This is a genomic window from Pedobacter ginsengisoli, assembly GCF_002736205.1.
In the GTDB taxonomy this organism is placed as follows: Bacteria; Bacteroidota; Bacteroidia; order Sphingobacteriales; family Sphingobacteriaceae; genus Pedobacter; species Pedobacter ginsengisoli_A.
The window spans coordinates 1,851,433-1,864,983 of the sequence record NZ_CP024091.1 but is presented as its reverse complement, the minus strand read 5'-3'; the positions used below and the strand labels follow the sequence as shown (position 1 = coordinate 1,864,983).

Below are 13,551 nucleotides of genomic sequence, written 5' to 3'. Positions count from 1 at the left end.
ACTCATTTTCTAAACAATGCTAAAAAATACTTTATAAAACTAAAACATTAATTTAAAATATTACAATGAAAGCGGAATTAACCAATAAATTCTTTGAAAAGTATGAACAACAACCAACAGCACATTATTTTACTCCAGGTCGCGTAAACTTAATTGGCGAACATATAGATTACAATGGTGGTTTGGTAATGCCTTGTGCGGTTACTTTAGGAACCTGGTTAATTATAGCACCCAATAACGATAACGTAATCAGATTTACAAGTTTGAATTTTGAAGAAACTGCAGAAATTGAACTAAAACCATCATATACTAAAACCGGACCTGAATGGTTTAATTATCCTCTAGGTGTTTTCAATGAGATTTTAAAGAAACATACAATTCCAACAGGTTTAGATTTATTGTTTTTTGGCAATATTCCAGTAGGTTCTGGTTTATCTTCTTCTGCTTCTATTGAAGTGATAATGGCTTATGCTTTAAATGATTACTTTAAATTAGGTTACGAAAAAATTGAGTTACCACTATTAGCTCAGAAGGTTGAAAATGAATTTATAGGAGTTAATTGTGGAATCATGGATCAGTTTGCTGTTGCTTTCGGTGAAACTGATAAAGCAATTGTGTTAAACTGTGATACATTAAAATATAAAATAGTTGACTGTAATCTTGGTGATTATTCTTTGGCTATTATCAATACCAATAAACCTCGTAAATTAGCTGAATCTAAATACAACGAAAGAGTATCAGAATGTCAGACAGCCTTAGCTCAATTAAATCAAGAAATTAAGCTTAATAACTTATGCGAACTAACAGCAGAAAAGTTTGCCTTACATAGCCACCTTATTACCGATGAAACTGTTTTGAAAAGAGCAACTCACGTTATTAAAGAAAATGACAGGGTGAATTTAGCTTCAAAGGCATTAAATGAGGGAAACTTAGCTGAGTTCGGACGCTTGATGTATGCTTCTCACCAATCACTAAAAGATCTATACGAGGTAACTGGAGTAGAACTTGATACAGTGGTAGATTTTTGTTCTGATTATGAGTATGTTATTGGTTCCCGTATGACAGGTGCAGGTTTTGGAGGTTGTGCTATTGCCTTACTTAAAAAAGGTAAGGAAGAAGATTTTTCAAAACAACTTACAGACTATTATGTAGAGCGTGTTGGCTACCCTGCCTCAATTTATATTAGTGAAATTGGCAACGGAGCTTCTGTTATTTAATCTTAATTTTGCGGCTTACTAAAGATTTAAAGGTATTTGATGAAGAAGCTAAAATTAGATGAGCTAAACCGTGTTGGTATTGATGAATTTAAAGAACAAGAGAAACTGCCTGTAATTGTGGTACTCGATAATGTGCGCAGTATGCATAATATCGGCTCTGTTTTTAGAACTGCAGATGGTTTTGCTATCGAAAAATTATATCTGTGCGGAATTACGGCCCAGCCTCCGCACAGAGAAATTGAAAAAACTGCACTTGGTGCTACACAATCTGTAGAGTGGGTTCACTTTGAAACTACTCTTGATGCTGTCGCTTCATTAAAAAAAGATGGTTATCGAGTTATTGGAATAGAGCAAGCTGCCGGAAGTATAATGTTAAATACATATAAGCCAGGGCTCTCGGAAAAGTATGCCTTGATTTTTGGTAATGAAGTTAATGGTGTAAGTGATGAGGTAATGGGTCAGATAGATGAATGTATCGAAATTCCTCAATTTGGCACAAAACATTCTTTTAATATTGTAATCTCAGCCGGTATTGTGCTATGGGATTTCTTTGCTAAATTAAGGCTATAAAAATATATCTGTTTTTGTATATGGAGAATGGGCTATTAAAAAAAATGTATTTTAAACCTGGTTTTAAGGTTTTACTGGCAAATGCTCCTGAAAACAGTAATGTAATTTTAGGTGATGCCAGCAGCATCACGCTGGTAAATAATATTGCTGATGTTTTTAATGGACTGCTGCTTTTTGTAAAAGACAGCGTTGAATTAAACAGAGAGCTTAAAATATGGGCGCCAAAAATTGATGCTGAAAAAGTAGTTTGGATTGCCTATCCAAAAAAGACTTCTGGAATAGTTACAGATCTGAAAATGGAGAAATGGAAAGAACTAGAGCTATATAAACTTACCCCTTGCGCTTCTGCAGCAATTGATGATACCTGGACAGGTTTAAGAATTAAGCCAATTGATCAGGTAAAAGCGTCAGGAGTTGGAAATAATGAAATTAAAAAAAATGAATTCTCTGAATTTATTGATGTTGAGAATAAAAAGGTAACTGTGCCATCAGATTTGGCAAAGCTATTTCTTCAACACCCACAAGCAGAGTCTTTTTTCAATACCCTGGCCTATTCCCATAAAAAGGAATATGTGTTATGGATACTCACAGCTAAACAAGAACAAACAAGAATAACCAGATTGCAAAAAACTGTCGAAATGTTACTGGTTGGTAAAAAGAATCCAACTATGAAATAGTCCTGACATTCAATATTTGCATATCCCCTTAATTTGTGACATGCGAATATTTTTACTATTTCTACTTTGTGCTGCCTTTGCTAGTTGCAACCATTTCGAGTTTAGTCCAAATCAAACTTTCGATAAAATTTCTTTAAAAGATGTCAATGCCACCAATCTAAAAAGGTTGGGTAATGGTGCGGATGATGATACCGTAACTTTTGTTTTAACCGGAGATAGCCAGAAATCCAGAGACGAAACTGTACAGTTTTGTAAAGCTGTAAATGCCATTAAAGGTATTGATTTTGTAGTTCTGGCCGGCGACATTACTGAATTTGGAGTTTTAAAAGAAATGCTTTGGATTTCTAGAACCCTCGAAGATCTTAATCCTCCCTATGTTGCAGTTATAGGAAATCATGATGAAACAGCCCGCGGAAAAGAAACATTCTTACATATGTTTGGCGAACTCAATTATTCATTTGTTTATGGAGGTATAAAATTTGTTTGTCATGATAGCAATAGTCGGGAGTACAATTTTAACGGTCAGATACCTAACATTCCCTGGTTAAAAAATGAATTGAAACCATCACCTCAGATTAAAGGTTTTGTAGGCATTTCTCATGTTCCGGTTAATTCAGAAGATTTTGATGGTAAATTAATAAAGGATTACACCGCCACATTTGCCCAAACTCCTGGTTTTCTGGCATCACTTAATGCACATACCCATAATTATCAGCTCTATTATCCAGATAATTCAGGTATCCCCTATGTCATTACAAGTGCAATGGCAAATAAGGAATTTTTAGTAGTACAAATTATAAATAATAAAATAAGTTTTGAGAGAGTATATTTTTAAGTTCCGTTTCGTTTTTTTACTGTTGGTTGCAAGTAGTGTTAAAGTCTCAGCGCAAAATTTCAAATTTTTAATTCCAGATCAGGCAATTGTACAATATGCAGGCAGCATAGGTTATTTTAGCGGAGGTGTAGGTTATGAACTGTTTGGCAATAAAAAGGGTAATTTAGATTTGCTTTATGGATTTGTTCCTGGTAATAAAGGTGGGGTTCTACATATAGCTACTGCTAAATTTGGTTATAAGCCCTGGACTATTAAATTAAAAGATTGGGGAAAAGTTTATCCTTTTAATCCTGCAGTATTTGTTACTTATACTTTTCATAAGGATTTATCTTTCAAATTTCCAAGTGGACAGTATGCCCACGACTATTATTACTGGTCAGAAGCACTGCGTCCACATCTTGCATTTAGCAGCGAAATTGAATTAGATGCAAAGAAACTTGTGAAAAATATTGGTGTTAAAGCTATCGGCCTATATATAGAGGCCAATACCAACGATTTTTATCTGATCAATTACCTTCAAAATACTTCTGCTCTAACTATAACTGATATTTTTCAGTTAGGGGTTGGTATACGCGTTAAGTTTTAGAACAGAATGCAATAAACAGCAAAAGGGTCTGACAAATTTGTCAGACCCTTTTGCTGTTATAATAATTATAGAAACTTAAGCGTATGGAATACCATCTTTAGATGGTAAACTGCTGTGTCCCATTAAGTACTGATCTACTTTTCTGGCAGCCTCTCTTCCTTCAGAAATTGCCCAAACAACTAATGATTGTCCACGGCGCATATCACCTGCGGCAAAAATCTTCGCAATGTTGGTTTGATATTTACCTTCCTCAGCTTTTACATTTCCTCTGTTATCAAGCTCAACGCCAAGATTTTCAATTAAACCTTCTTTTTGCGGATGTAGGAAACCCATTGCCAAAAGAACAAGCTGGCACGGAAGATCACGTTCAGTATCTGCTTTTTCTTTGAAATTTACCGGGCGACCGTTAGCGTCAATTTCCCATTCTACATCAACTACTTTTACAGCTTTCAGATTTCCGTTTTCATCTTTGATGAATTCTTTGGTGTTAACTCCCCATCCTCTTTCGCATCCTTCTTCATGAGAAGAAGTTACTTTTAAAAGCATTGGGTAAGTTGGCCAAGGCATATTGCTGGTACGATGCTGCGAAGGCATTGGCATAATCTCAAACTGAGTTACCGATTTTGCACCCTGACGGTTAGAAGTACCAATACAATCAGATCCCGTATCACCACCACCAATTACAATAACATCTTTACCTGTTGCCAATATAGCTTCACCATCAATAGCAAAGTTTTTAACGCGCTTATTTTGTTGTTTTAAGAAATCCATTGCAAAGTGAACACCTTTCGCTTCTCTTCCTTTTGCAGGAAGATCTCTTGGAATTGTTGATCCACCAGCTAAAATAATTGATTGGAAATCTCTAAGTAAGGTATTCAATTCAATATTTACACCTACGTTTGAGTTGCATTTAAATACAATACCTTCTTTTTCCATTAAAGCGATGCGTCTTGTTACAACATCCTTTTGTAGTTTAAAATCAGGAATACCGTAGTTAAGCAAACCACCCGGAGTATCGTCACGTTCGTAAACAACCACCTCATGTCCGGCTCTGTTCAATTGAGCAGCAGCAGCCAAACCTGCAGGTCCTGAACCAATAACGGCAACCTTTTTACCGGTGCGGATTAGTGGCTCCTCTGCTTTAATATAACCTTTATCAAAGGCAATTTCAATAATGTGTTTCTCAATTTCCTCAATTGATACCGGCGATTTATTAATCCCCAATACACAAGCTGACTCACACGGTGCAGGGCAAATCCTTCCGGTAAATTCAGGGAAGTTGTTCGTACTCAATAATATAGTGCTGGCCAGGTGCCAGTCGCCTTTGTAAACAGCTTCGTTAAATTCAGGAATCACGTTGCCTAAAGGACAACCTGACTGACAGAAGGGAACTCCACAATCCATACATCTGGCTGCTTCTTTGTTTACTTCTTCCAGTTCAAAATTCTTTACAAATTCATTATAGTGTTTTAAACGCTCTTTTGCATCTTCTTTTAAAGGAGCAGTTCTTTCGTATTCTAAAAATCCAGTTACTTTTCCCATTATTTAAGATATTTTCAATTTGTTACTTTTGTTCATTAATACTGCTTTGTATTCTTTAGGGAATACCTTTATAAAATGTGCAGATTGGGTAGCCCAGTCATCCAGTAAGAATTTAGCTACACTACTTTCGGTAAGCTGAAGATGTTTCTTTAATAAATGGTTAATGCGCAATTCATCTTGCTCATCAAGCGGATCAAGATCTACCATCTCCTTGTTACATTTACTAGCAAAATCACCTTTAACATTGTAAATCCATGCAATACCGCCGCTCATACCTGCAGCAAAGTTGCTGCCTGTATCTCCAATAACAAGTACTTCACCTCCTGTCATATATTCACAACCATGATCTCCAAGTCCTTCAACAACTGCAGTTGCACCAGAGTTACGTACAGCAAATCTTTCACCTGCCTGTCCTCTTACAAACAACTCACCGGAAGTTGCACCGTAAAGGGCTACGTTACCAATAATAATATTCTGCTCAGGTACATATTTGGTAGCACTGAAAGGGAAAATTGATAATCTCGCTCCAGAAAGTCCTTTACCTACATAATCATTAGCCTCACCTTCAAGATGTAACGAGATACCTTTAGTTGCAAATCCTCCGAAACTCTGACCAGCAGAACCTTTAAATTTGAAATTGATGGTATCAGCAGGTAAACCTTGCGATTTGTATATTTTCGAAACTTCGTTTGAAAGCATAGTACCAATTGAACGGTTGGTATTTTTAACTTCGAACTCTTTATATATTGGCTCTTTGTTAAATAAAGCAGGTTGTGCAGCTTTGATTAAATCATGATCCAGAATTTCTGATAATCCATGATCCTGATCTTCTGTTTTATATAAACTCAATCCATTATCCGGTGCTTTATATAATATGGCAGAAAGGTCAAGGTCTTTTTGTTTCCAATCTTCCTGATCTATAGCACGAACTTTTAAAGCATCAGATTGACCAACCATTTCTTCAACACTTCTGAAACCAAGTTCAGCCATTGTTTCCCTTAACTCCTGAGCAAGGAAATAGAATAGGTTAACCACATGATCAGCCTCACCTGTAAATAGTTTTCTTAAGTTAGGATCTTGAGTAGCTACACCAACAGGACAAGTATTTAAATGGCATTTACGCATCATAATACATCCTGCAGTTACAAGGGCTGCAGTTGCAACACCCCATTCTTCAGCTCCAAGTAAAGTTGCAATTGCAATATCCCTACCCGTTTTTAGCTGTCCATCTGTTTGTAAAACAACTCTGCTACGCAGGCGGTTTTTAACAAGAGTTTGGTGTGCTTCTGCTAATCCAAGTTCCCATGGTAAGCCGGCATGTTGTATTGATGTTAATGGAGAAGCTCCTGTTCCTCCGTCAAATCCTGAAACCAGAATTACATCAGCGTGCGCTTTAGCTACACCGGCAGCAATAGTACCAACACCAGCTTTAGAAACCAGTTTTACGTTAATTCTTGCTTCTCTGTTAGCATTCTTTAAATCGAATATTAACTGTGCCAAATCCTCGATAGAATAAATATCGTGGTGTGGCGGAGGCGAGATCAATCCTACCCCTGGAGTAGCGTGACGAACCTTTGCAATCCAGTCATCTACTTTGTGTCCAGGTAACTGACCACCTTCACCAGGTTTTGCACCTTGTGCCATTTTTATTTGCAGCTCATCAGCATTAGTAAGGTAGTAACTAGTTACTCCAAAACGTGCAGAAGCAATTTGCTTAATAGCAGAGCGCATCGAATCACCATTTTCAAGCACTTCGTATCTCAACTCATCTTCACCACCCTCACCGGTATTGCTTTTTCCACCTATACGGTTCATTGCAATAGCTAATGTAGAGTGAGCTTCGTGAGAGATAGAACCGAAAGACATTGCTCCGGTAGCAAATCTTTTAAAGATGTTTTCAACTGGTTCAACTTCCTCTAATGAAATAGCCGGACGATTGTAATTGAATTCAAATAAACCTCTTATTGTATAAGCCTGGTTTGTTTGCTCGTTTACCAGTTTAGAGTATTGTTTATAAGTATTGTAGTCATTTTTCCTTGTGGCGTTTTGCAACAAGTGGATGGTTTGAGGGTTAAACAAATGCTGCTCACCTTTACGTTTCCATTTGTAGTTACCGCCTGTAGGTAATATTGCATCCGGACGGTTAGCTAGTTTAAAGATCCTGTTGTGTTTAATCAACGTTTCTTTAGCTATTTCGTCTAAACCTAATCCACCGATTCTAGAAACAGCTCCGGTAAAGTAATTGTCTACTACACTTTTATTTAATCCCAGAATTTCGAATATTTGAGCACCATGGTATGATTGTAATGTAGAGATACCCATTTTAGAGAATATCTTTAACAAACCATTGTTAACCGCGTAGATATAATTTTGGAATAGTTTTTCTTTTTTCTCTTGAAGTTCAGTTTCAAAACCGGCAATAGTTTCTAAAGCCAGGTAAGGATTTACTGCCGTTGCACCAAAACCAATTAAGGTTGCAAAATGGTGAACTTCCCAAACATCGCCAGCCTCAACAACAATACCAACAGCACCTCTATATCCTTTACGGATCAAGTGATGATGAACGGCTGAAACAGCTAATAATGAAGGAATAGCAGCATGCTCAGAATCCAGAGCCCTGTCAGACAGAATAATTACCTGGAAACCATCTTCAACTGCATCAACAGCATAGCGACAAAGTCTGTCAATACCTTTGGCTAAAGCACCAGGCTTACCGTCAGCTCTGAAATAAGTTTGAAGAGTTTTAGATTGGAATACTCCGGTATCAATACTTCTTAATTTCTCAAGTTCAAGGTTAGTTAATATAGGATGCTTAATGCCTACACAATGACATTGCATTGCATTTTCTTCCAATATATTACCATTATTACCCATAAAACCAGCCAAACTCATCACCACTTTTTCCCTGATCGGGTCAATTGGCGGGTTAGTAACCTGAGCAAATAATTGCTTAAAGTATGAAGCTAAATGCTGAGGTTTTTGAGAAAGAATTGCCAAAGGAATATCAGTACCCATTGAGCCAATTGGCTCTTTGCCGTCCTGAGCCATTGGTTTTAAAATCAGATCGATATCTTCTCTGCTATAACCAAAAACTTGCTGATATCTAAAAATAGACTCCTGAGATAGGTTGCTAAACACCAATCTCGGATCAGGAAGTTCTTCCAGTCTGATTTGGTATTTATTAATCCAGTCGCCATAAGGCTTGCTGCCGCACACTTGTTGTTTAATCTCGGCATCACTAATAATCCTGCCCTGCTCCATATCAACGACAAACATTTTTCCAGGAGTTAATCTTCCTTTTTCAATGATCTTGCTTTGATCAAGAGCTAGTGCACCAGCCTCAGATGCCATAATTACACGGTCATCTTCAGTGATGGCATATCTTTGCGGACGAAGTCCGTTTCTATCTAATGTAGCACCAATAAGGTTTCCATCGGTAAATGAAACAGCAGCTGGTCCATCCCAAGGCTCCATTAAAGTAGCATGGAATTTATAGAAAGCTTGTTTCAATTCATCCATATCATCGTTACCATCCCATGCCTCAGGAATAAGCATCATAAGAACATGTGGTAAAGAACGACCAGAGTGAAGTAATAATTCTACTATATTATCTAAACATCCTGAATCTGAGTTAGACTCATCAATTACAGGAAGTAAAATATTTAATTCTTCAGGAGTAAAGTAAGAAGAAGCAAAAGATTTAACACTTGCCCTAAACCAGTTAAGGTTACCCTGCAAAGTATTAATCTCTCCATTATGAGCAATGTACCTGAAAGGCTGCGCCAATCTCCATGAAGGGAAAGTGTTTGTTGCAAAACGTGAGTGAACCAAACCAAATGCCGAAACCACACGTTTGTCACTAAGCTCAGTGAAGTAGCTTCTAACCTGCAATGATGTTAACTGACCTTTATATACAATTGTTCTTGATGAAAAAGAGGCAATATAAAAGTCGCCATTAATACCTTTTACAGTATTATTAATTGTTTTAGACAGGTAGTTTTTAAATACGTAAAGTTTACGTTCAAAATCTGCACCTGCTGCAATTGCATGAGGACGGGCAATAAATACCTGTTCCATTTCCGGTTCTACTGATAAGGCCATATCTCCAATACCTTCTGTATTGGTCAATACCCTTCTAAAGCCCAGAACTTCAAGATCTAGTTTTTCTGCAGCGCGGTAAATAATTTCCCTACATTCTTCTCTTGCCTTCACGTCTTTGGGTAGGAATAACATCCCGACGCCGTAATCTCCAGATTCGTTTAAGCTGAATCCGATTTTGAGACACTCGTCATACAGGAATTCATGGGGTATTTGTATCATAATACCAGCCCCATCGCCCGTATTGATTTCAGCACCGACAGCTCCGCGGTGATCAAGATTTTCAAGAATGGTTATAGCGTCAGAAATAATTTGCTGCGACTTCCTGCCTTTTATATGGGCAACAAATCCGATACCGCAGGCATCGTGCTCAAAACGCTGGTCATATAACCCTTGGTTATCTTGTTTTGGTTCCATAAGTCTCGTTTAAATATTAGTTTTGGTATAGTGTATTTAGGACACTAAGATACGAATAAAATTCAAGGAATTATAATATTTACATTCTTTTTAGAAAAAAAGTACTTCTTGGCAACGAATAGTGTTCTTAATTATGATATTAATAAATTATATCGTTTTAATTTACGATGTTAATAATGGTGTTATTTAGAATTATTTTGCATAACAAAATAATTACAAATGGCTTTGCAAGCTTTAAACGCTATTTTTCTTTATTTTCAATGCTTTTTTCCATTTCCTTAGTTAAACTTAAACTGTTTCTTTGGTTAGGTTATTTAAATATAACGGAAATATTAAATTATTTGCAAACTCAATCTCTTTAACGTCAATTGATTATCTTTATTTCCTTTAAAAAGTTTAAATATTTAGTGATTTTCCTTTCGTAAATTCAGGTCTTTTGCTACTTTTGTGGCGGGCAAGTCTTTTACGATCAGCTCCTTTTGAACTCCCCCAGGTCGGGAACGAAGCAAGGGTAGAAAGTTGTAGCGATGCGATAAGAGGTGCTTGCCCTTTTTTTACTTTCAATGTAAAAAAAGGCACTCCTCTCCTACTTATTCCACATTTTCTTAAAAGACTTCAATGTAAATACCTAATTTAGGCGTTTATTAATTGACAACTTATAACATTAACCAATTTGCTAAATTAAAATAACATGAAATTTTTTATTGACACAGCTAATCTTGATCAAATAAAAGAAGCGCAAGACCTTGGCGTTTTAGATGGAGTAACAACCAACCCAAGTCTTATGGCTAAAGAAGGTATTACAGGTGATGCTAATGTGACCGCTCATTACAAGGCTATTTGTGCCATTGTAGATGATAACGTAAGTGCCGAAGTAATATCAACCACCTTTGATGAAATGGTTAAAGAAGGCGAAGCTTTAGCTAAATTAGATCCAAAGATTGTTGTTAAAGTTCCTATGATTAAAGATGGTGTTAAAGCAATTAAATATCTTTCATCTAAAGGTATCAGAACCAACTGTACTTTAATTTTCTCTGCTGGTCAGGCATTATTAGCTGCTAAAGCCGGAGCAACATATGTATCTCCATTTTTAGGTCGTTTAGATGATATCTCTACTGATGGTTTACAATTAATTGAAGATATCAGATTAATATTTGATAACTATGGTTATCCAACTCAAATTTTAGCTGCTTCTATCCGTGGCCCATTACATATTGTAAACTGTGCTAAATTAGGCGCAGATGTAATTACAGGTCCTTTAACTGCAATTACTGCTTTGTTAAAACATCCATTAACCGACACTGGTTTGGCTCAATTCCTTGCAGATCATAAAAAAGCTGCTGAAGGAAAATAATATTTCTTTAATGCATAAAAAAGGGTCGGTATTTTAATTAATACCGACCCTTTTTTGTAATCTGAATTATTTATTCTTTAGTCCTGTACTAAGTACCTGAAATTCGTTTCCTGCAAGCACTTCTTTAACAAGATTGTAGTCTATCTGCTCATCAGGTACTATTTCTATACCCCTTACCCCTGCTCCATTTGCAGCTTCAACATCTCTTGGTTTGTCGCCAATCATCACAGAAAGCGCCGGATCAATATTGTATTTAGCTATAGCTTCTAAAAGCATTCCCGACTTAGGCTTTCTGCACTCACATTCACCACTAACAGTTGGATGATGAGGGCAATAGTAAGCATGCGTTATTAAAGCGCCTTGAGCTTCAAATTTTTGAGCCAGAACCTTATGCATTTCGGCCAGTGTTTCTTCAGAATAGCGCTTCTGAGCAATTCCGCCTTGGTTTGTAATTACAATCAGCAAATATCCTTCGTCATGTAGTTTCTTTAACGGAGGAATCTGATATTCTAAAACTTCAAAATCTTCTAGTTTGGTAATGTAGTCATGGATTTCGTGATTAAGAACGCCATCGCGATCCAAAAAAATAGCTTTATTCATTATTTATAGTTATTCCTCCAGGTATTTTATACCTTATCGGTTAGTTTAATACCCCAAATATGGGAATATAAAGTTTATTTTGGCCAGATATTGTTTGTTTTTATTAAACAAATGACCTTTGGTGATGTTAATAAAAGAGTTATACATTAAATAAATACAATTATGCCGTATATTAAAAAGAACCCGGAGAACAGCTCATCTGTTAATATATTTTTTGAAGATCTAGGTACTGGTAAACCAGTGGTTTTGATACATGGGTGGCCTGTATCACACGAAATGTGGGAATACCAGGTGAATACATTGGTAAATGCCGGGTATCGGTGTATCGCCTATGATAGGCGTGGATTTGGGCAATCCGACAGGCCATGGCATAGTTATGATTATGATACACTTGCATCCGATTTGCATGAGGTAATTACTGCATTGAATTTAACTGATGTTACTCTTGTAGGATTTTCGATGGGTGGTGGCGAAGTGGTTAGGTATTTAGGTAAATATGGATCATCAAGAGTTTCAAAAGCTGTATTAATCAGTTCTGTAGTTCCTTTACTTTCAAAAACAGAGGATCATGAAGAGGGTGTTCCTACTGAGGTATTCGATGGTATGATAGCTGGCCTGCAAAATGACCGACCTGCTTTTTTAGCTGGTTTTGGGAAACAATTTTTTAGCGTAAATGAGCAAAATAACTCCGTTAGTCAGGAAATCCAGAATTGGATGCATCAACTTGCAATTGTTGCGAGTCCGCGGGCAACTACCGAATGTGTTCGTTCTTTCTCAGAAACTAATTTCAGAACCGACCTCAGTGTAATTACCATTCCGATAATGATTATTCATGGCGATGACGACAAAATTGTACCTATTAATACTACAAGCGAGGTAACCTCTTCATTGTTACCTAACTCAGAGTACCATATTATCGAAGGTGCATCACACGGTGTGTTTTTTACACATAAAGATGAAGTAAATAAGTTGTTGCTTAATTTTCTGTAAAATAGGTTAATCACTCTCTTATATTATTAAAAGCAGGTTATTTTAAATAGATTACAGTATATTAATTGACCATGAAGAAACGGTTAAATGATAAATAATCAGGCTAGGAATCAGCTTGGTAGATGATTTATGGATATATTATTTGCAGAATATATATCGTAATCCTATATTTGCACCACTTTAAAGGGAAAGCTTTAGAGTAAAGTTCAAAATAAGAACTTTGATTCCGTAGCTCAGCTGGTAGAGCATTACACTTTTAATGTAGTGGTCCTGGGTTCGAATCCCAGCGGGATCACTTAAGGAGACGATCAATTTTGATTGTCTCCTTTTTTTATTTCCAGCAATTAACTGTTGTACAGCTACTTAATGTAATATTTCATCGTTCCGGAAATCGGTAATTAAGAAAGCGCTAGGCTATTGAGGCTGTGATTGAATGTTCGAAATCCCCTTGCTGTTGTTTGTCATAATTGGTATGTTGTGCACTTTGATCATAGTGTGTTTTAGCAAGCAAATACAGAAAGTCAAGTATATCTTTCGTTTGTTCTTCAGTGGTCTCGATACCATTTTTCTTTAAAACTTCCATGACCTGGGCAATAGAAACTTTTCGTTCTGAAAAGAATTGAGGTTTATTGTTTGAGATTTGTTCCATAGGTTTGAATTTTAAA

The 13,551-nt window shown here is 36.5% G+C and carries 11 protein-coding genes, 1 tRNA gene and 1 other RNA gene; 9 read left to right on the top strand and 4 right to left on the bottom strand.

Features of this window, described 5'->3' with window-relative positions:
• Positions 1-65: 65 nt before the first annotated feature.
• Genes CPT03_RS07670 through CPT03_RS07650 form a run of 5 tightly spaced genes read left to right on the top strand, consistent with a single transcriptional unit; the run spans position 66 to position 3,885 of the window.
• The gene (locus tag CPT03_RS07670) at positions 66-1,217 is read left to right on the top strand and encodes a galactokinase (RefSeq protein ID WP_099438299.1); all 1,152 of its coding nucleotides are present in this window, start codon (positions 66-68) and stop codon (positions 1,215-1,217) included.
• Positions 1,218-1,256: 39 nt separating this feature from the next.
• On the top strand, positions 1,257-1,787 hold the full coding sequence (locus CPT03_RS07665; protein ID WP_099438298.1) for an RNA methyltransferase: 531 nt from the start codon (positions 1,257-1,259) through the stop codon (positions 1,785-1,787).
• Positions 1,788-1,831: 44 nt separating this feature from the next.
• Positions 1,832-2,464 carry a YdeI/OmpD-associated family protein gene (locus tag CPT03_RS07660; protein WP_157766377.1) on the top strand — a complete coding sequence of 211 codons (633 nt, stop codon included), beginning with the start codon at positions 1,832-1,834 and terminating at the stop codon, positions 2,462-2,464.
• A gap of 40 nt (positions 2,465-2,504) precedes the next feature.
• On the top strand, positions 2,505-3,299 hold the full coding sequence (locus tag CPT03_RS07655; protein ID WP_099438296.1) for a metallophosphoesterase family protein: 795 nt from the start codon (positions 2,505-2,507) through the stop codon (positions 3,297-3,299).
• Entirely contained in the window at positions 3,280-3,885 is a 606-nt protein-coding gene (locus tag CPT03_RS07650) for a hypothetical protein (RefSeq protein WP_245870001.1), read from the top strand. Before CPT03_RS07655 ends, CPT03_RS07650 begins: the two co-directional genes overlap by 20 nt.
• 75 nt (positions 3,886-3,960) lie before the next feature.
• On the opposite strand, the gene CPT03_RS07645 is transcribed toward CPT03_RS07650, so the two are convergent.
• Positions 3,961-5,427 (bottom strand): glutamate synthase subunit beta, encoded by a 1,467-nt coding sequence (locus CPT03_RS07645; protein WP_099438295.1) that lies wholly within the window; start codon positions 5,425-5,427, stop codon positions 3,961-3,963.
• Positions 5,428-5,430: 3 nt separating this feature from the next.
• On the bottom strand, positions 5,431-9,942 hold the full coding sequence (gene gltB / locus CPT03_RS07640) for a glutamate synthase large subunit (RefSeq protein ID WP_099438294.1): 4,512 nt from the start codon (positions 9,940-9,942) through the stop codon (positions 5,431-5,433).
• Between the two features lie 452 nt (positions 9,943-10,394).
• On the opposite strand from gltB, the gene ffs reads away from it, so the two are divergent.
• Positions 10,395-10,494, top strand: an RNA gene (ffs, locus tag CPT03_RS07630) — signal recognition particle sRNA small type.
• Positions 10,495-10,633: 139 nt separating this feature from the next.
• The gene (gene fsa, locus CPT03_RS07625) at positions 10,634-11,296 is read left to right on the top strand and encodes a fructose-6-phosphate aldolase (protein ID WP_099438292.1); all 663 of its coding nucleotides are present in this window, start codon (positions 10,634-10,636) and stop codon (positions 11,294-11,296) included.
• Positions 11,297-11,362: 66 nt separating this feature from the next.
• Here fsa and CPT03_RS07620 read toward each other — a convergent pair whose 3' ends face one another.
• On the bottom strand, positions 11,363-11,896 hold the full coding sequence (locus CPT03_RS07620) for a D-glycero-alpha-D-manno-heptose-1,7-bisphosphate 7-phosphatase (RefSeq protein ID WP_099438291.1): 534 nt from the start codon (positions 11,894-11,896) through the stop codon (positions 11,363-11,365).
• 162 nt (positions 11,897-12,058) lie between these two features.
• Between CPT03_RS07620 and CPT03_RS07615 the strand changes: the two genes are divergently transcribed.
• Complete coding sequence (locus tag CPT03_RS07615; protein ID WP_099438290.1) at positions 12,059-12,886, top strand: alpha/beta fold hydrolase; 828 nt, start codon at positions 12,059-12,061, stop codon at positions 12,884-12,886.
• A 222-nt stretch (positions 12,887-13,108) separates the two neighbouring features.
• Positions 13,109-13,181: transfer RNA gene (locus tag CPT03_RS07610), tRNA-Lys, on the top strand.
• Positions 13,182-13,295: 114 nt separating this feature from the next.
• On the opposite strand, the gene CPT03_RS07605 is transcribed toward CPT03_RS07610, so the two are convergent.
• Positions 13,296-13,535 (bottom strand): hypothetical protein, encoded by a 240-nt coding sequence (locus CPT03_RS07605; protein ID WP_099438289.1) that lies wholly within the window; start codon positions 13,533-13,535, stop codon positions 13,296-13,298.
• Positions 13,536-13,551: the final 16 nt, after the last annotated feature.